13 protein-coding genes are annotated in these 19,470 nt (G+C 60.0%); 8 read left to right on the top strand and 5 right to left on the bottom strand.

Annotated elements, in window-relative coordinates:
• Positions 1 to 146 precede the first annotated feature (146 nt).
• A complete protein-coding gene (locus tag G5S37_RS22580) occupies positions 147 to 1,847 on the top strand; it encodes an SUMF1/EgtB/PvdO family nonheme iron enzyme (protein WP_165206902.1) in 1,701 nt (566 codons plus the stop codon).
• Positions 1,848 to 1,881: 34 nt separating this feature from the next.
• On the opposite strand, the gene G5S37_RS22575 is transcribed toward G5S37_RS22580, so the two are convergent.
• The 3 genes from G5S37_RS22575 to G5S37_RS22565 are packed head-to-tail and all read right to left on the bottom strand — an operon-like array spanning position 1,882 to position 5,440.
• The gene (locus G5S37_RS22575) at positions 1,882 to 2,793 is read right to left on the bottom strand and encodes a transglutaminase family protein (RefSeq protein ID WP_165206900.1); all 912 of its coding nucleotides are present in this window, start codon (positions 2,791 to 2,793) and stop codon (positions 1,882 to 1,884) included.
• Positions 2,790 to 3,995, bottom strand: coding sequence for an alpha-E domain-containing protein (locus G5S37_RS22570; protein ID WP_206026108.1), 1,206 nt, complete (start codon positions 3,993 to 3,995; stop codon positions 2,790 to 2,792). Before G5S37_RS22570 ends, G5S37_RS22575 begins: the two co-directional genes overlap by 4 nt.
• On the bottom strand, positions 3,995 to 5,440 hold the full coding sequence (locus tag G5S37_RS22565) for a circularly permuted type 2 ATP-grasp protein (RefSeq protein ID WP_165206898.1): 1,446 nt from the start codon (positions 5,438 to 5,440) through the stop codon (positions 3,995 to 3,997). Before G5S37_RS22565 ends, G5S37_RS22570 begins: the two co-directional genes overlap by 1 nt.
• A 158-nt stretch (positions 5,441 to 5,598) precedes the next feature.
• Between G5S37_RS22565 and eboE the strand changes: the two genes are divergently transcribed.
• Positions 5,599 to 6,771 carry a metabolite traffic protein EboE gene (eboE, locus tag G5S37_RS22560; RefSeq protein ID WP_165206896.1) on the top strand — a complete coding sequence of 391 codons (1,173 nt, stop codon included), beginning with the start codon at positions 5,599 to 5,601 and terminating at the stop codon, positions 6,769 to 6,771.
• 30 nt (positions 6,772 to 6,801) lie between these two features.
• On the opposite strand, the gene G5S37_RS22555 is transcribed toward eboE, so the two are convergent.
• Positions 6,802 to 7,224, bottom strand: coding sequence for a cytochrome c oxidase assembly factor Coa1 family protein (locus G5S37_RS22555; RefSeq protein ID WP_165206886.1), 423 nt, complete (start codon positions 7,222 to 7,224; stop codon positions 6,802 to 6,804).
• A gap of 314 nt (positions 7,225 to 7,538) precedes the next feature.
• Between G5S37_RS22555 and G5S37_RS22550 the strand changes: the two genes are divergently transcribed.
• The 5 genes from G5S37_RS22550 (at position 7,539) to G5S37_RS22530 (ending at position 17,810) form a co-directional block, all read left to right on the top strand.
• Positions 7,539 to 8,618, top strand: coding sequence for a hypothetical protein (locus G5S37_RS22550; RefSeq protein ID WP_165206884.1), 1,080 nt, complete (start codon positions 7,539 to 7,541; stop codon positions 8,616 to 8,618).
• Positions 8,619 to 8,732: 114 nt separating this feature from the next.
• Positions 8,733 to 9,926, top strand: coding sequence for a M48 family metalloprotease (locus G5S37_RS22545; RefSeq protein ID WP_165206882.1), 1,194 nt, complete (start codon positions 8,733 to 8,735; stop codon positions 9,924 to 9,926).
• Positions 9,926 to 15,544: an AAA domain-containing protein gene (locus tag G5S37_RS22540; protein ID WP_165211830.1), complete on the top strand. Its 5,619-nt coding sequence runs from the start codon at positions 9,926 to 9,928 to the stop codon at positions 15,542 to 15,544. The genes G5S37_RS22545 and G5S37_RS22540 overlap by 1 nt, the downstream gene beginning before the upstream one ends.
• 175 nt (positions 15,545 to 15,719) lie before the next feature.
• Entirely contained in the window at positions 15,720 to 16,604 is an 885-nt protein-coding gene (locus G5S37_RS22535) for a UbiA family prenyltransferase (RefSeq protein ID WP_165206880.1), read from the top strand.
• Positions 16,605 to 16,652: 48 nt separating this feature from the next.
• Positions 16,653 to 17,810 (top strand): 3-dehydroquinate synthase, encoded by a 1,158-nt coding sequence (locus G5S37_RS22530; RefSeq protein WP_165206878.1) that lies wholly within the window; start codon positions 16,653 to 16,655, stop codon positions 17,808 to 17,810.
• Positions 17,811 to 17,872: 62 nt separating this feature from the next.
• Here the strand turns inward: G5S37_RS22530 and G5S37_RS22525 are convergent, their stop codons facing one another.
• Positions 17,873 to 18,532 (bottom strand): GDSL-type esterase/lipase family protein, encoded by a 660-nt coding sequence (locus G5S37_RS22525; protein WP_165206876.1) that lies wholly within the window; start codon positions 18,530 to 18,532, stop codon positions 17,873 to 17,875.
• Positions 18,533 to 18,676: 144 nt separating this feature from the next.
• Here G5S37_RS22525 and G5S37_RS22520 point away from each other — a divergent pair, with 144 nt between their 5' ends.
• Positions 18,677 to 19,405 carry a PHB depolymerase family esterase gene (locus G5S37_RS22520; RefSeq protein ID WP_165206874.1) on the top strand — a complete coding sequence of 243 codons (729 nt, stop codon included), beginning with the start codon at positions 18,677 to 18,679 and terminating at the stop codon, positions 19,403 to 19,405.
• The last annotated feature ends 65 nt before the right edge of the window (positions 19,406 to 19,470 follow it).

The following is a 19,470-nucleotide window of genomic DNA, read 5'->3' as shown; positions in this document are numbered from 1 at the left end:
CGGATCAGGAACAATCTTTGATTGTCTGGGCAGTGTTGTGGTCCAACTTTCTCTTCCTCCGTACCCGGCTCACTTGCCTGCTACTGCCCTGCTGAGGGCCACTTTTCCCCTGCTTTATGATTCGATGCCTGCCGGTTTGCCGGTTCATGTTCCTATTGGCGCTTGCCGGATTCCTGACGTCGGCAGATGCGCAGGAGCTTACGCCGGATGGGAAGTTCATTCCTGGTCCGACTCCCGGTCCGAACTCCAGCGACGCCAAGCCTGCGCTCAAAAACAGCCAGGGCATGCCCATGATGGAGATTCCCGGCACGCCTGTGTACCTTGCCGCGTGGGAGACGCGGGTTTCGGATTTCAGACAGTTTGTGGAGGAGTCGGGCTATCTCTGGAAGAACACGCCCTTCTTTCCCCAAACGGACACCCATCCGGTGGTCAATGTCAGCTTGAGGGATGCCATGATGTTCTGCGCCTGGCTCACCCAGCGCGAGCAGGCCAGCGGATTGCTGACCAGGATGCAGTCCTACCGTCTCCCGACCCAAAGGGAATGGGACGCCGCCGTGGGACTGGCCATCGGGCGCTCGCCGCAACCCACGCCGCAGGAGCGCGAGCGCGATACCGAGGCCTTCCCGTGGGGGATGGAGTGGCCGCCGCCGCAAGGCTCCGGCAATTTTAATTCCCTGGAGATCTCCGGCAAGAATGATGGCTTTTCGTATACCGCGCCTGTGGGCAGTTTTGGGACCTCTCCGGAAGGGTTGGCGGACCTGGCGGGGAATGTCTGGGAATGGACGTGGGACCAGCCCCCTGGCGGCGAAACGAATCTGCAGCCCTCCGGCGCCTTGCGTGGTGGTTCCTGGATGTATTTCCGCAAAGAGAGCCTTCTCTCCGCCTATCAATACAAGGTCCCCGGCGAGACGCGCTCACCCAGCATCGGGTTTCGTTATGTGCTCGAAGACAGGCCGCGAATGGCGGCCTTCCTGGCGCAGATGGAGAAGTCCAAGGCGGAGATCGCGCGTCAGCGGCGCTCCGAGTTGATGGATGGGCCGCAGGTCACCGAGGATGAAGTGCAGAAGATGCGCGAGAAGATGGAGCGGCGCAGTGCTGACGTGCTCATGCCCGCGCCGAAGTCCGAACGAGTGCCGCTGCCTGATGTGGCTTCGCTGAAGCCTGCGCAGGCGGGGCAACCCTACACCAACACGCTGGGCATGTCACTGCGACCGCTGGGAGCGGGAGGGCGCGTGTTCATCGGCGAGCATGAAGTCCGCGTGCAGGATTATGAAGCCGGCAGCAAGCCGTGGCGTAATCGTCCGAATTTCCCGGTTAGCGAGATACATCCCGTCGTGAATGTGAGTTGGGAGGAGGCGAACCAGTTCTGTGAATGGCTGACCGGCAAGGACCGGGCCGCCAAGCTTATTCCAGAAGGGGCGCGGTACCGTCTGCCAACGGACGCAGAATGGAGCCACGCTGCCGGGCTGGAGGTCGATCCGGGTGCCACTCCGGCGGAGCGCCACCTCGCCAACAAGACGGATTTCCCCTGGGGCCGCGAAGCGGTGCCGCCGAAGATGAGTGCGAACCTCGATACCGCGCGCATGTCAGGATATCAGGACATTTATACCTACACCGCTCCCGTGGGCAGCTTCTCTCCGAACAGTCTGCATGTCTATGACCTCGCGGGAAATGTATCCGAATGGTGCTCGGATGAGTGGCCTGGCGCGTCAGGGGAGAAGGTGGTGCGTGGCTCCTCCTGGCTGAGCTTCTCGCCGGATACCCTGCTCAGTTCAGCGCGTCAGCATCTGCCGGCGAATGCGGCGAAGGCGAATGTGGGATTCCGCGTGGTGCTGGAGATGCCGTGACGTTTGCAGTGGCCCGTTTTTCGGTGAACCACGCTTACTCCCACTCGGCCTCCGGCAGTCGTCGCACGTGTACTTCCACGCTCATTTCGCGGGTGCCACGACCGCGGAAGGTGCCGCTGAGCGGGCGGATGTCCGCGTAGTCACGGCCCGAGGCGAGTTTCACATACCGGGTATCGGGCACGCGGTTGTGCGTGGGGTCGAATCCCTTCCATCCGTAGCCCGGCAGGTACACCTCCACCCAGGCATGGCTCGCTTCGATTTCGTCGGGTCGCCGATCAGGATTGTAGAAGTACCCGCTCACGTACCTGGCAGGGATGCCGTGGGTGCGCAGAATGCCGAGCATCACATGCGCGAAGTCCTGGCAGACACCTTTGCGCAGTTTCACCACTTCTGTGGGACGGGTGTTCACCGTGGTGGCGGCAGGGGTGTAGGTGAAGGTGCTGAACACATGACGGCCCACGGTCCGCGTATCTTCCCAGAGGTCTGACACGCCATTGGGCAGGGAGTCCACTGACTCACGCCAGATGTCCGGCTCCAGGGAGACGAACTGCGAATCGTGGAGGAAGTCGAAGTAGTTCTCCATGATGGAGGAGTCCTTCAATCCCCCGGGAGGATTCTTCTCCGGTACGGGGCCACGGGTGTCCGCATGGGTTTCCACATGAGAGACAGCTTCCACGCTGAGTTGCTCGTGCGGGCGCTTCACATCGAAGTAGTGCACGCAGTTCGAGTAGAAGTCCGGGTAGTCGCGTACTTCCGCAGTCGGGTCGATGTGGAGAAAAAAGCGGCGGCAGAGCTGCGTTGTATCCGTTACCGGTTGGAGACGCGCTTCATTGAAGCTGTCCCACACGGCATCATGATAGGCAAAGCGCGTGAGGTGACGCACCTCCAGCGTGAGAGGCTCGGTCCATTCTGGCAAAGCTGGCGCACCGTCCTGAGGGGTGCTCATCCCTGACTTTGCTGTTGCTGCTGCATCTCCTGCTGGTGCAGGCGGATCTCAGCCTCCATGTCCGTGGGCGGGTGGTACATGAATGTTTCGTAGATGAAGTCGTCGATGCTGTCGAGCGTCTTGCGCACCTCCTCCAGATACTCATGGAGACCCTGGCGGATGACCTCCTCGATGGTGCGGAACTTCATTTCATAGAGCAGCTTTCCAAAAGAGCGCTCCCGCGGGCTGCGGTATTCGCCAATCGCCGTGTTCGCGAGCAGGTGCAGGTAGCGATCCACCTGCTCCAGGCAGTAGCGCACGGAGCGGGGGAAGGTTTCCGAGAAGAGGAGGAACTCCGCCACCTTCCACGGGGCGATGTCCACAATGTGAGAGCGGCGATACGCTTCCAGCGCGCTCACGGAGCGCAGAAGCGCCTGCCACTGCGCGGTATCCACGGCGCCCCCCACATCGGCGAGACTCGGCAGGAGGATGTGGTACTTCAGATCCAGGATGCGTGCCGTCTTGTCCGCGCGCTCCACGAACTTGCCGAACTGGATGAACTCATACCCCTCATCGCGGGAGAAGGTGGAACTCGTCAGCCCCTGGAAGAGGTGGGAGTACTTCTTGATCTGTTCGTAGAAATCATGCGCGCCGCCGTCCCACAGCGCACGTGCGCTGGTGGACTTCAGGAAGAGGTGGCACTCGTTGAGCGCCTCGAACATTTCACGGGAGATCTGGTCGCGGATCTGGCGCGCATTCTCGCGGGCTGCCAGGAGGCAAGACATGACCGAGTTCGGATTCTCCAGGGAGAAGGTCATGAACTCCGTCACGTTCTGGCTGTCCGCCGTGGTGTAGTGGTTGAAGAAGGTCTCTTCGTCGCCGGCAGAGCGGAGGATGGGAAGCCAGTGCTCCTTGAGCTGCTGGTCATCGAGTTGGCCGAAATCCAGCATGAGCTGAAGATTCACATCCAGCAGACGGGCGATGTTCTCCGCGCGCTCGATGTACCGGCTCATCCAGTAAAGGGAGTTGGCCACGCGGGATAGCATCACCTGGGAGCCGCGTTGGATGCTCGTGTTCAGTTGAATGGGATGGGGCATGGAGGGAGCCGGAGGAGTGGAAGACGGAGGGGCGGGTTTGGGAGTGTGTGGCAGGGGTGCCACCCGGTCCAGAGTCTTGCGCAGACTGGCGGCCGGGTCGGCGTCGTGTTGGGAGATCTGGCGCATCAGGCGTCCCCCTGCAAGACCCAGGTATCTTTGGAACCGCCGCCCTGGGAGGAGTTCACCACCAGGGAGCCCTTGCGCAGGGCCACACGAGTCAGCCCTCCAGGCGTCACCGTAATCTTGTCGCCATAGAGGATGTAGGGGCGCAGGTCGACGTGGCGCCCCTCAAAGCCCTCTCCCACCCACGTGGGATGTCGCGAGAGCGAGATGGGCGGCTGTGCGATGAAGTTGCGCGGGTTCGCCAGGATCTGTTTGCGGAACTCTTCGATTTCCTCTTTCGCGGCCCAAGGTCCCATGAGCATGCCGTAGCCGCCGGCTTCGTTGGCGGATTTCACCACGAGCTTGCTCAGGTTCTCCAGGATGTACATGCGGTCCTGGGGCTCGCTGGCGAGGTAGGTCTCCACGTTCGGCAGGATGGGATCCTGATCGAGGTAGTACTTGATGATCTTCGGCACGAAGTAGTAGATGACCTTGTCATCTGCCACGCCGGTGCCGATGCTGTTTGAGAGACTGACATTGCCGGCGCGGATGGCATTCACCAGTCCGGGAACTCCCAGCAGCGAGTCTGCGCGGAACACGGATGGGTCCAGGAAATCGTCATCGATGCGGCGGTAGATTACGTCCACCGGCATGAGGCCCGCGGTTGTCCGCATGTACACGCGTGAGTCGCGCACCACGAGGTCACGCCCTTCCACGATGGGAATGCCCATCTGTCGGGCGAGGAAGGAATGCTCGAAGTAGGCGCTGTTGTACACCCCGGGAGTGAGCAGCACCACATTGGGCTGTTCATTGCCCAGATTGCTGGGAGCCACGTAGTTCAGGGCCTTGAGCAGGTCCGCGGAGTAGGTGTCCACCCGGCGCACATTGGCCGCCTGGTAGAGCCGTGGGAAAGCGCGCTTCACGGCTGCGCGATTCTCCAGCATGTAGCTGGCGCCGCTGGGGCAGCGCAGGTTGTCCTCCAGCACGAGGTAGGTGCCATCGCGTCCGCGAATGAGGTCCGTGCCGCAGATGTGGACATAAATGTCCTTGGGCACATTCACATTCATGAACTCCCGCCGGTAGTGCTTGGCATTCAGCACATAGTGCGGGGGGATGACGCGGTCCTGCAGGATCTTCTGCTCATGATAGAGGTCATGCAGGAACATGTTCAGCGCGGTGATGCGCTGGATGAGGCCGCTCTCGATGACCTTCCACTCATTCGCCGGAATGACTCGGGGCACCAGATCGAAGGGGAAGATGCGCTCCGTGCCCTGGGAGTCGGAGTAGACCGTGAAGGTCACCCCGCCGCGCATGAAGGCCAAGTCCGTGGCAGTTTGCCGCTGGGACCACTCGGGCGGGTCCAGGCGGTTGAACCGGTCCATGATGTGCGCGTAGTGGTTCCGGACAGAACCATCTTCGCCGAACATCTCGTCAAAAAAGTCGTCGTTGGCGTAGCCGTTGAAGAGCATGGAAGCGTGAGAGTTAGGTGTATGCGGGAGAAAGCAAAAACAAGGCCAATCGCCACGAATCGTTTGTACGCAGTAGTGCACTCCCTTTGTTTCTCCACGGATTTAATCGCGGGACGAGAATCTCTTTGGCGGGTCCGAAAGCGCGCTAAATTGACCGGATGCACCTCCCCCACGGCATTCATCTCGGCTACTGCACGAACATTCACCGCGGCGAAACGTTTGAAGAGACGTGGCGCGGCCTGCGCGACTATACCCTGAAGGTGCGTGAGCGTGTGGCCCCCGGTCAGCCCTACGGCATCGGCCTGCGCCTGAGCGAGCAGGCGGCCCGGGATCTCTCCGCGCCCTGCATGATGGCGGAGTTTCAGGAGTGGCTGGAAGCGAACAATTGCTACGTCTTCACCATCAACGGTTTCCCTTACGGTTCCTTCCACGGTACCCGGGTGAAGGAACAGGTCTTCAAGCCGGACTGGACCACCAAGGAGCGGCTGGATTACACCTGCCTTCTCTTTGATTTGCTCGCCAAACTGCTGCCCAAAGGCATGAGCGGGAGCGTGAGCACCCTGCCGGGATCCCACAAGGAATTCGGCATCGGCGAGGACGAGCTGAACGCCATTTTCGACAACCTCAAGGCCTGCTCGGAGCACATCCAGCGCCTGTGCGATGAGACCGGTCACGACCTGCATCTGGGGTTGGAGCCGGAGCCTCTCGGCCTTTTCGAGACCAGCGGAGAGACCTTGAAATTTTTTGGCCTGTACCTCGATCGCTACCCGAAGGACCTCAATTTTTTCAAGCGGGTCGGCCTGAACTACGACTGCTGCCACCTCGCGGTGGAGTTTGAGGAGGCGAAGGAAGCGCTCGACCGCATCACCGGTGCCGGCATTCGCCTCAGCAAGCTGCACCTCAGCTCGGCCCTGAGCCTGCAACCCACAAAGGAAAATCTCGAGCGCCTGCGTGGCTATGATGAGCCGGTGTATTTCCACCAGGTGGTGGTGAAGGAGGGTGAGGCACCCCTGCGGCGCTTCCGCGACATCCCCAATGCGCTGGAGATGGCGGCACAGTCACCCCATGATCTGGGAGACGAATGGCGGGTGCATTTCCACATCCCGTTGCATGCCGAGCCGAGCGGTGGCTTCCGCGATACCAAGGATCACCTGCTGGGCGCCCTCGACTGGCTGCAGGCCAACCCCACCAAGTGCCAGCATCTGGAAATGGAAACCTACACCTGGGAAGTGCTGCCCGAAGGCCTGCGCACGGGGGATGTGGTGGACCAGCTCAGCGCGGAGTATGCGTGGACCCTGGGTGAGATGAAGAAGCGCGGGCTGGCGGCGTGAGTGCCGCAGCCCGCGAGTAGGGATACCTGATCAGGGAGCTGGAGTGCCCGCCTGCTTCAGATCAACCTTGGTCCCATCGGGGAGTATGGCGTGAAGCACGGAATATTCCCATGGTGAGGAGTTGCTTTCCCGGGTGCCCACCACAATGACATCAACCTTGCCCTTGGGGCCTTCAAGGGGGATCTTGAAGTCAGCGCTCACTTTGCCGTTCACATTGCTGACATTGCCTCCAAACATGGTCCCTTCCGTGATGGGTTCTCCAATCGCGGCGCGCACTTGCGGGGACTCCATGGCCCGGTTTTTGGCATCGGTATAGGCATCCGTGTTCTTGATAGCGGTGGTCACCACAAGGAAGATGAAGGCCACGAAGCCGACGGCTCCGAGTGCGAGGACGCCCAGACAGCCGCCGCAGCCCAGGAACCACCATTTCTTGCTGCTTTTCTTCTGGGGCATGGGCGGCTGTGAAGGAGGATAGGTATTCATTGTGGAAGGGATGTAAGGAGCGTTGGCCGTGTGACTGACTGGCGGTGATTGAAGCAACAATTTCGCAAGGCGTCCAGTGAAGCAGGAGCTTTTTCCCAGGGAATGACCGTGCGTGACAGTTGCGTTGCAGGGGGCGGTGGGCGACTGCTGCTCTTGCAATCGCACGCGCGTGATTTGGTAGATCTGCGTGTTTCAGCTTTTCATCCATGGACGCAAGGCAGTAAGGAAGACGTGATTGATGGTCTTCTTGACGGATAGATAAACCCACTGACGATGTGGATGCCATGAGCGGACAGCCCCTTAAGTGTGAACTGACCTATCCCGAGAGGAAGGACAATTGGCGTCCTTTTCACGTGGTCGTACACGATTGCGCGCTTGAGCATTTGATGAGCGATGCCCAGCAGGCGCTGAGGGTGTATGAGCTCATGTGCATCACCCGACCGGGGGATGTGTGCAAGTACCTGTGGGTTGAGCTTTTGGAGGTGCCCGACTGGGTAAGGATCAAAGCCGCCGAACAACGTGAAAAGACGAGGTTCCCAAAGGGGAGCGAGTGGCCCGAGAACTTTGTTCCGCTGGGGGGTTTTGACTCGTATTTCTCGTGGGGCTGGGAGTATACGCCGTCTCTGGACGCCTGCTGGTTGAATCACCGTGAAAGCGATACCTTCAAGGCGGAGATACGTCGCATTTTTCAACGGGTGATTGAAGTCCAGCGACGTCTTCGGGTTAGTCAGGATCCTTTGGTTCGCAGAGAGGTGGAATCTCTGGAACTCTATCAGGATCCTCGTGATCTGGATCCAACACCTCCTTTCCGTCGGACTGGGCCAGACTACCTGTCACCTATTGTTCCAAAACGTACGGAGGCCTATTACGAAAAACTCCGTGAACTTCTCGAGCGAAGTGACATCGAGTCGTTGATCATGAGTGGAGAAGTGCCCGATTTCCAAGTCTTTCGCCTCATCTGTACCACCCAAGCAAACCGCGCGAAGGACTCGCCAAAACATCCCTTTGAGGCATTTCCGATCGGCATTTCTTCTGACTGTGACGACTGGCTCGGAGGATGGAAGAGCCAATTTATCCAATACAGCGAGGGATTGGGGTATGGCGATATCTGGATTCTGAACGATGCAGACAGCGGTGAGCACATGAAATGGCTCGTGGAAGAACACAAGAATCATCACAAGTGTTTCCTTTTCCACGAAGGAGCAGAGGAAATACCGGGCTATCGCATGACTCAAGGAGATGGCTGGATTCTTCTGGAGGATGAGTCGGAAGAGCGAGAATATCGGAAAAGGGGTAAGGCCTCACTGGAAGCGCGGTTCAAGCGCATGTGGGCTCACATAATCAAAGAAAAAGTCGCGGAGTAGGCAGACGAATCTGCAACTCGTTTGTGTGGCCGATAACCAGCCTTGGACGGCTCATTTTTTACGTTCCAGCCAAAGAGAGCTTGGCGGAACAGGAGGCTTTGATAATCTCCGCGCGTGTCGCTTTCTCCCACCAGCTATCACACGGAACTATTGAGCTTTCTCCAGAAGCAGGAGCCGGAACTCTGGCAGTGGTTTTCCGAGCCGGCCAATCGCACGGAAGTGACGGAGGGCATCCGTCGGGAACTGCTGACCTCCAGCTATAGGCTCGATGGTCCCCAACACGCGGAACTGCTGACGGCTGCGAAGGAGGCGGCGGAAGTGCTGGGCATTGCGGTGCCCATCACGCTCTATCAGTCACAGGAGGCGGTGCTCGCGCCAAATGCCTCCATCTGTCGGCTGCCGGAGGAGATCCACATTGTCTTTTACGGGAGCATGCTCAGCATCCTGCGTGGGCGTGAACTGCACGCGGTGCTGGGACACGAACTGGCGCATTTCATCCTGTGGCAGCATGAGGGCGGGGTGCACCACACGGTCGATCGCCTCGCGCATGCCTGTGCCAGTGACCCGCGTGCGCATGCCTCGCACTTGCACAGTGCCCGGCGGCTGCGGTTGAATACCGAACTTTTCGCGGATCGCGGTGCGCTGAAGGTGACGGGAGATCTGGCTGTCACCGTGGCGGCTCTGGTGAAGGGTGCCACCGGGCTCGCGGAGGTGAGTGGTGAGAGCTATCTGAAACAGGCGGCGGAAGTGTGCGACTCGTGGAAGACAAAGTCGGCGGAGCAAACGCATCCGGAGCTTTTCCTTCGCGCGCATTGCCTGGCGCTCTGGCACGAGGGAGGCACGGACGCGGAAGAGGAAATCGAGAGGATGATCAATGGGCCGGCGTCGCTCGATGAACTGGACCTGCCGGCGCAGGAGGCACTTTCGGCATTCACCCGACGTGTCATCGCACAATTGCTGCGGCCACGATGGTTCCGCTCTGACCTTGTGATGGCGCATGCACGTTTGTTCTTCACGGATTTCGAGCCCGACGGCGCGATGGATGGGTCGTTGGAAACGGATGCTCCTGATCAAGTGGAAGGCAGGGCGGAGTATTTCGCAGCGGTGTTGATGGACTTCGCCACGGTGGATGAAGAACTCGATGACATGCCGCTGCGTGCATGCCTGCTCATGAGCGGCCGTTTGGGAATTGAGAAAGCCTTCGACAAGATGGCGGGCAAGGAACTGGACATGAAGGTGCGTGAGATCAAAGCGCTGCGTACCGGTGCGGTGGAAGTACTGGCAAAACAGGAGGAGACACAGGCGTGATGGAACAGGCAGGGAAACCCTTTCTTTCGTGGTTGCGGGCAGTCACTGAGCACGGTGGCATGGAGACGGATGACGTTCTTTCCGTGGTGCTACCCCTCATCCGACAGGTGCAGGCGGTGCATGACACGGTCCAGGTGGCTGGCCTCTCCGCGGGCGCGCTGAGTTATGATGCGCATCACAACCAGCTTCGATTTGACCCGTCTCTGGCCAGCGATCCGAAACAGGCCACAAGCAAGGTGGAAGCCTTGCAGGCGCCGATGAGTCGTGCGCTCGATGTCACTGGTCACGGTACGCTGGAGACGAACCTGGATGAAGCGAGCACCGTGTACACGAATGACTCGGTGGCTGTCGAGGACAAGCCTCTCACTCGCCCGGTGTATGTGCCAGACTATGGCTGCTGGGAGCAGCGCGTGGGACATCATGATGTCCTCACAGATGTGTTCCTGCTGGGCCAGGTGCTGGCCAGCGTCGCGTGCGGTCTGGATTTCACGGATGCGGAGGATGTGCGTCTCTTTGCGAATCACCGGCACAACCTCTTCAATCTTCATCCGCGACTGCATCCCGTCGTCGCTGCGGTGATTGAGGAAATGACGGAACTGAATCGTCATCGGCGTGCCTGTGACCTCGCTTCCATCATCAAGCGACTGGAGACCTATCGTGAACAGCCGGACGATTTCGATGTTCGTCGCATCGCGGGTCTGGAGCAGGCCACGCCGAGCGGACGCCGCAAGCTGATTCAGGCACGCCTGCGCGATCGGCTCTTCGAGATCTCGCGACGCAACCGGCTCATCTACTACAAGCCGACCCAGCAGTCGCTGAACCTCACCGTGGCGTCCGTGCCCACATTGCTGGATTACCGCAATGTGAAGCCGGAGCAGCTCTGCTATGCGCATTCAGAGATCGAGTCCATGGTGTCCCAGGGGAAGGTCATGCCGCTTGGCAAATACTTGCGCTTTGAGGAGCAACCCTATCTCCAGGGCGTGCTGGATAAGATTATCAGCGAGGCGCGGCGCGATCGCGCGGAGTATGGCTTCGCCCAGCTCCGGCTCGTGCTGGTGTTCCTGCGCTGGCACAATTTGAAGGAGTCGCCGAACGAGGTGATCGAGTCGCCGTTGCTGCTGCTTCCCGTGGAACTGACGAAGAAGAAGGGTGTGCGGGATAGCTATACGCTGGACCCCATCGACACGGGCATTGCGGAGGTGAATCCCGCGCTCCGCTTCCACTTGAAGGAGGTGTACAACCTTGATCTGCCAGAAGAGGTGGATTTGCAGAAGACCTCACTGCGGCAGTTTCATGAACAGCTTCGCGCCCAGATTCAGGCCAGCGAGCCAGGGGTGATCTTGAAGTGCATCGAGAAGCCGCAGGTCAAGCTCGTGCAGGAGCGGGCGCGCATGCGTGTGGATCAGTTCCGCAGGCGCCAGATGCTGAAGACGGGCAAGCCGGTGGCACGCAAGGTGTCCTACAGCTACAAGAAGGAGGACTACCGGCCTCTGGGGTTGCAGCTCTTCCTCGAGAAGGTGAAACCGCAACCCATGCCGCTGCGCGTGGCTGCAGGTGGGACGATGGGGAGGGAATCCCTGCCCCTGGACTACCTCGTGGATCCGCAGGGTGAGACACCCTCTCAGGGTGTGATGGAAACTTCCCAGGAAACCTATTCCCTCCAGAAGGGGAGCGGATCTTCCAATCCGTATTCGTGGGAATACGATCTGTGCTCACTGACGCTGGCGAACTTCAACTACCGCAAGATGTCGCTCGTGCACGACTACGAGCACCTGCTGGAGCATGATCCCGCATGTGAGGCGTTTGACACCATCTTCTCCATCGCTCCTCGCGAGCAGGATATCAGCCCAGCGGTCATTCCGCTGAAGGAGCAGCATTTTGTAGTAGCCTGCGATGCTGCCCAGGCGGCTGCCGTGGCCAAGGCACGCAACGGACGAAGTTTCATCATCCAAGGACCGCCGGGAACGGGGAAGTCCCAGACGATTACGAACCTGATTGCGGACAACATCGCTCGCGGGAAGCGCGTGCTCTTCGTCTGTGAAAAGCGCGCAGCCATCGACGTGGTCTTCCACCGGTTGCGGCAGCAGGGGTTGGATGAGCTGTGCTGCCTCATTCATGACTCCCAGACGGACAAGAAGGCCTTCATTCAAAATCTGAAACAGACTTATGAAGGTTTCCTCCAGCAGGCGCAGCAGGATGGTGATGTCACGCAAGCACGCCAGGAGACCGTGAAGCGCCTCGAGCAGGAGATGGAATCCATCAAGCGCTTCGGCGAAGTGATGATCTCCGCGAAGCCCGGCATGGGTGCGAGTGCACACCAGATGCTGCAACGTCTCGTGGAGCTGAGACCTGAGGTGTCGAAGGCAGACGCACTGCTCAATCCCGAGGAACTGGATGCTTCCACGGATGAGTTGCTGCCAGACTATGGCCAGTGGAAGGAACACGGTGAGGTGGCTCGTCGACTCCGGCAGGCACTGGTGGACCTGGGTGAGGATGAAGTCCTCGCGGAGCATCCTCTGCGCCATGTGAGCCAGACGGTGTTGGAGTCGGAGCGACCTCTTCATACTTTGAGGGAGTCGCTCAATGCTGTGGAGGACTTGTTGGATTCTCTTGAGTCGAGTCTCTCACTCGCAGGCGATGCGGAGAGTGTGAAGGCGCTGCCACTGGGGCACTTCGCAAGCAGTGTGGACTTCGCGCATGAAGCTCGTCCTCTGGCAGAACGTGGACTGATGACGGCACTGGATGGCAGTGGCGATGGCAAGACCAAGGCCTTTGCTTCCTTGCAGAAGGATTTGCAGACCAAGATCGAGGCACACCGCGACGCCGCAGTGAAGTCCGAAGGATGGCATGACCCGCTTCCGCCGGATGATGTGCAGGAGGCGATCACTCAAGCCAAGGCGACGGAGAACAGCGTCTTCCGCTTCCTCAATCCGACCTGGTGGCGGCTGCGCAAAGTGGTGCAGTCCCGCTATGACTTCTCCAAGCACAAGGTGCCCCCTGCCTTCTCACGGGTGCTGGGGACACTGGCAAAAACCCAGGAGGCAGAGGCTGCGGTGGCCCAGGTGAAGCAACGGGCTGCGACCGAGTGGAACATCGATGATTTGCCGGCCTTCGTGGAGCAGATGACAGCGCTGAAGCAGCGGCTGGATGCAGCACCACCGGTGCTGCGCGGTGTTTTGCGCAAGCTCTGCGCCAGTGATGAGGGCCTGGAACTGGCCAAGGCGCTGGCGGAAGCGCATGGAGATACACACGAACTGCAGAAGGTGCTCAACACCGCGCTGAATGACGCGAGCGCGCCGAAGTTTGCTGAGTTGCCCGATGTCATCGCCGCACTGAGGGAGAGCGCGGATCTTCTACCGGAGCTTGCCAGCATCTTGCGCGAGTTGGGAGAAACACCCGCTGCCTTCGCCAACATGGTGCGTCGCGTGCCGCTCCCGGTGGATGCGTTGGAATTTGCCATGGCGCGCAAGGGGCTGCGCTCGTGCTGGCGAGATGATCGCCATGCGGCACGGTTTGATGGACCACAGCTCGCGGAGCGTATTGGAAGATTCCACAGGGGACACAGCGCATTGCTGGATCAGAATGCCGCTTCCATCCGTCATGGAGTGAAGCGTGCCTTCCTGGAGCAGGTACAGGTGTCCTCGCTTCCCGCAGCGCAGCTCACCCCGGAACAGAAGATTTTCAAGAAGACGTTCAGCTCCGGACGTCGCGACCTCGAGCATGAGTTCGGCAAGACCATGCGGTATCGCTCCATCCGCGATCTGGCCACCGATACGACAGGCCAGGTGATTCGCGGCTTGAAACCCGTGTGGTTGATGAGCCCGCTGAGTGTCTCCGATACGCTGCCGCTGGATCCCGGATTGTTTGATGTGGTCATCTTCGACGAAGCCAGTCAGGTGCCACTTGAGGAAGCCATCCCTTCGCTCTACCGCGCAAAGCAGGTGATCGTGGTGGGCGATGAAATGCAGCTTCCACCCACGAGTTTCTTTGCCAGCAGCCGCGGTGGTGACGAAGAGGAAATCACTGTGGAGGAGGAAGGTGAGAAGATTGCCATCTCCCTGGATGCGGACAGCTTCCTCACGCAGTCGGCGGCGAGCCTGCCGTCTACATTGTTGGCGTGGCATTATCGCAGTCGGTATGAAGCGCTCATCTCGTTCTCGAATGCGTCCTTCTACAGTGGTAATTTGCTGACCATTCCGGATCGGCGTCCGGTGGCGGAAGGACTGGGGGACATTGTGGTGAAATCGGCGGCGGATGCGGAGGCAAATGCCGCCAAGCTGCTGGCGCGCAGCATCAGCTTCCATCGCATGGAGCGCGGTCTTTATGAGAATCGTCGCAACCTCGATGAAGCGAACTACATCGCGAACCTCGTGCGAACGCTCCTGCTGCAGGGCACGAAGCTCAGCCTGGGCATCGTGGCTTTTTCCGAAGCACAACAGACGGCGATTGAGGATGCACTGGAGCGCCTCGCTGGAGAGGATGCTGACTTCGCCACGCGGTTGGAGGCGGAATACAATCGCGAAGAGGAAGACCAGTTTGTCGGGCTGTTCGTGAAGAACCTGGAAAACGTACAGGGCGACGAACGTGACATCATCCTGCTGAGCATCTGCTATGGTTATGATGCGAATCATCGCATGTTGATGAACTTCGGTCCCATCAACCAGAAGGGTGGGGAGAAGCGGCTCAATGTGATCTTCTCCCGCGCGAAGCATCACATGGCGGTGGTGAGTAGCATCCGGCATGTGGACATCACCAACGACTGGAATGATGGAGCCTCCGCGCTCAAGAATTTCCTCAACTACGCCGAGCACACTTCGCGTGGTGAGCTGCGCCATGCACGCCAGGTGCTGGAGGGAGCGAACCCGCTCAACCGGCAATCCCTGCGAGCCTCTTCCTCGCAGGATGTGGTGGCCACACAACTGGCCGAAGCCTTGCGCGCACGCGGACATCAGGTCGATGTGCAGGTGGGACAATCACGTTTCCGCTGCGACCTTGCCGTGCGTGATGCCATCGAGGGGCACTACACCTTGGCGATCCAGATCGATACACCCGAGCACTATGCGAATACGGATGTGCAGGAGCGCAGCTTCACGCGGCCGGGCTTGCTGAAGGCCTTTGGTTGGAGCGTATTGCATGTGCTGACAAAGGACTGGTTTGAAGATGCGCCTCAGGTGCTCGCTCGCATCGAGCGAGCCTTGGGCGGTGAAGTGGAGGCGGTGGAGCTCGAAGAGGAGGCCCCGGTGGAAGTGGCTTCCGCGGAGCTTTTGCAAAGCGCCCAAACCAGCATCGAGCCATCGAGCATGCCGGCGGAGTCTGTTGCGGAGGGTGCGGCAGCAACTTCCCATGAAGCTCACGAACCCGCCCAAACGGCGACAGCAGCCAGCCAAGGCCAAAACGGAAGCGTAAGCCCCGTGCGCCGCTTCGAGCTGGTGAGCGGCGCCTCCAGCAAGTTCTGGGAGGTGAGTGTGGATGGCGCCACGCTGATCGTCCGCTTTGGCCGCATCGGCACGAATGGGCAGGAGCAACGCAAAGCTTTCCCTGACGAGGCCACCGCCCAGCGGCAGGAGGCCAAGCTCATCCTGGAGAAGACCAGCAAGGGCTATGTGGAGGTGAAATAAGGATCACGAACCCAGCGGTCTGCAGCTCAAGAGGAGCTTTTAAAATCAAAGTCGAAGTCCAAATCCGGGGCGGGGGAGGGTATTCTCCCTACCGCCTGCTTGCCGGGGCCTCGCTGCCCTTGTGACTGGCGTATTGGACCATTCCTGCTTTAGTCGCTTCCCCGCTTCCGTTTTCATGTTTCGTCCCTGGCTCGAACTCGCCCGCATCTCCAACCTGCCCACGGTTTGGACGAATGTGCTCGCGGGTTGGCTGCTGGGCTTCGGCAGGCCCGAGTGGCAGCCCCTGGCCTGGCTGCTGGTGGGCGGCTCGCTCATGTACACGGCGGGGATGATTCTCAACGATGCCGCGGACATCCGGTGGGACCGGGAGAATCGCAAGGAACGCCCCATCCCCAGCGGCAAGGTGTCCCTGACCGCTGCATGGTCGGTAGGGCTCGCAATGCTTTTCGGCGGCGCGGCGATGGCGGTGTGGGGAGCAGGCGCCTGCATCTGGCTCACCGGGGCACTGGTGGTGGCTATTCTGGCGTATACTCTTTTTCACAAGCCGTGGTCCGGCTCCGTGCTCCTCATGGGGAGCTGCCGCACGTTGCTGTATCTGGTGGCCGGATCCGCCGTCACGGGCGGGCTGGACTGGACTGAGCATCGTGAGCTGTGCGTGAAGGCCATGGCTCTCGGAGCGTACATTGTGGGCGTGAGTCTGGCGGCTCGCTATGAGTCCAAGGTGCATCAGTCCCTCACGGGCAAGGCCCCAAAAATTCAACAAATGGTGGGTGGCCTGAGCCTGCTGGCCCCTGCGGTGGCAGCCATCTGGTATGCGGGCGTGCACCAGACGTGGCTGGCTGTGGCCTTCGCCATCGCCTCACTGGTGACTGTGCACACATCCCTAAACTGGATGAGGGAAAATCCCAAGTGGATTGGCCGTGCGGTGAGCTTGCTGCTCGCTTCCATTTGTCTGGTGGATGCCGCGGCGGTGGCGTCTGTGAGTATGACTGCCCCCATCCTGTGCCTCGTGGCTGTGCAGGTTGCTGTTCTGGCTCAACGCAAGATTGCTGCTACCTGACCCGTTTGCGTCCGCCCGACTTTTATAAGAGTACCATTAGTAGAGAGAATGCTGGAGAGAACATTTACGGTAGAATATGCGCAGCGCGTCCTGTTCACGCGGGACATGTTTGGGCGCGAGAACCTTGTGCTGCGCGATTTGCTGGCGTCCGCCCGTGAAGGTGATCGGGTGACCAAGGCGCTGGTGTTTGTAGACAGTCACGTGGCCGAGGCGCGACCCAAGCTTTTGACTGCCATCGAGGCGTATGCGGAGGCGCATTCAGCCGTGTTCTCCCTGGCAGCGCCGGCGGTGATCGTGCCTGGTGGCGAGACCTGCAAGAACGACTTCGCCATGGTCCAGCAGTGCTGGGAGGCCATCAGCGAGGCTTGTCTGGATCGGCATTCGCTCGTGTTCGTGATCGGCGGTGGTGCCGTGCTGGATCTGGTGTGCTTCGCCGCAGCCACGGCGCATCGCGGCATCCGACACATCCGCTTTCCCACCACCACCCTGAGCCAGGGAGATGGCGGTGTGGGTGTGAAGAATGGCGTGAACTACTTCGGCAAGAAGAACTGGGTGGGTAGCTTCGCCGTGCCCTATGCCATCGTGAATGACTTCGCGCTGCTCGAGACGCTGCCTGAACGGGAGAAGCGCTGTGGACTCATCGAGGCCATCAAGGTCGCCTTGATTCGCGATGCTGAGTTTTATTACTGGCTTGAGAAAAACGCCGACGCGCTGGCGGTGCTGGATCACGATGCCCTGGAGCACGCGGTGCGCCGCAGCGCGGAACTGCATGTGGAGCACATCACCACGAACGGCGATCCGTTTGAGCGAGGCTCAGCCAGGCCGCTCGACTTCGGCCACTGGGTCGCGCACAAGCTGGAGCAGGTGTCGCATTTCGAAATCAAGCATGGCGAGGCCGTGGCCATTGGCATGGCGGTGGACCTGCTCTATTCCGTGAAGGAGGGCATCCTGGATGACGCGACGGCGCAACGCATCCTCGCGCTCGTCCGCCGTGTAGGCTTTGCCACTTATGCACCGCAGCTTCTGGAATCCACGGAGAAGGGAGAACTTGTGATTCTCGCTGGCCTCGAGGAGTTCCGCGAGCACCTCGGTGGAGAGCTCACCATCACGCTCGTGCCTGAGATCGGGCGCAAGATCGAGGTGCACGAAATGGACACCTCGAAGATCGTGGAGACGCTGAACGAACTGGTGGAAGCGCGTGTGTAGGTGTAGGCCCGCGTTCGAGCCGGGCCACATCCGCTGGAGACATCCGCTTCGCTTCGCTCGGGTTACGAGCGGGGCTTAAACAGAGCTTCGTACACGGTCTTCGCGATCACCGTGGCACCCTCGTCATTGGGATGCACGCGGTCAGGCAGCAGCGCATCCTTGCCGGCGAGGGCGCTGTAGATGTCGATAACCTCAAGCTTCATTTCACCGGCCACCTGCTTCACCAGCGGGATGATCTCGGGCTTCACAATCTCCTCACGGATGCCGAAATTTCCGGAGCTGATCACCGGGGCCGGCGTGCAGAGGTAGACCTTCGCCTTGGGATTCGCTTTTTGGAAGGCTTCCACGAGGGACTTGGTGGAGTCCGCGAACCCCTCTTTCTTGGCCCAGTTTTGCGGCTTGCTGTCGTTCGTGCCGAGCTTGATCACCACGATGTCCGGCTTGAATTCCAGCGCCTGCGTGAAGGCCTTCTCCTTCTTGTAGGGCTTGTCGCCCTGGTCGAGCATCGTGGACCCGCTGACGCCGAAGTTTTTCACTTCATAGTCCTTGCCGAGCAAGACTCCGAGTTGGGTGGGATAGCGCTTGGCGGGGTCCTTCACACCGGCGCCTGCGGTGATGCTGTCACCCACACAGGCGACCTTGGTGATGGCATGGGCTGGCTGGGCAAAGCCGGCAAAAGCAGCAGCGGCGGCGGCGAGAGTGATGAAGGCGGTGCGTTTCATGGAGAAGGAGATGAAGTGCTGGGAATCTCAGGCTGGCACGGGGTGACGATGCGGCATGCTGGAGAAACTCCGGGATGGGGTCAAGCTTGGCGTGAGTTTTCCGCGTGAGCGCAAGATGCCCGCGCGGCTCCGCGTTTGCCCGAGATGCGATTTTTCATCCCCCTTTCCTGTGCTGCGCTTTGCTTCGCCGGCAGCCTCTTTGCAGAGGCACCTGCGACTACCTCGAAATCCTTCGAGAGCGAGATCACCATTAAGCTTGGTTACAAATACATGCTGACGCTGCCGGAAGGGTATGACGCGGACAAGGCGAAGGAATGGCCGTTGGTCGTCTTCCTGCACGGAGCGGGGGAGCGCGGGGATAATCTGGAGTTGCTCAAGAAGCACGGTCCGCCCAAGCTCATCGCCGCTGGGAAGAAAATTCCGGCCATCGTGGTATCACCGCAAGTTCCCACGGGTGAATTTTGGAATCCGCATGGGGTGAAGGCGCTCGTGGATCAGGTGAAGAAAGACTATCGCGTGGACGCGAAGCGTGTGTACCTCACCGGCATCAGCATGGGCGGCTTTGGCACGTTCGATACCATCACGGCGTATCCAGATGTGTTCGCCGCTGCCCTTCCCATTTGCGGAGGAGCCGGCATCAATGTGGTGAAGTTTGCGCCGCTCAAGGACCTGCCCATCTGGATCTTCCATGGCGGCAAGGATCCCGCGGTGCCAGTGGCATATACTGAGATGGCCGAGAAGTGGTTCAAGCGCAACGGCGGCGGAGCCAATGTGAAGGTGACCATCTATCCTGAGGCATTGCATGACTCGTGGACGCAGACCTACGACAATGAGGAGGTGTGGACGTGGCTGTTCCAGCAGGCGAGGAAGTAACCATGGAACACCCTTCCTCCTTGACCAACACCATCGCTTTATTCCATCCTCGCTCACTTCGACTC

It is taken from the genome of Roseimicrobium sp. ORNL1 (assembly GCF_011044495.1).
GTDB lineage: Bacteria > Verrucomicrobiota > Verrucomicrobiia > Verrucomicrobiales > Verrucomicrobiaceae > Roseimicrobium.
The sequence above is the reverse complement of the archived record's forward strand: the minus strand, read 5'-3'. Positions and strand labels throughout refer to the sequence as shown.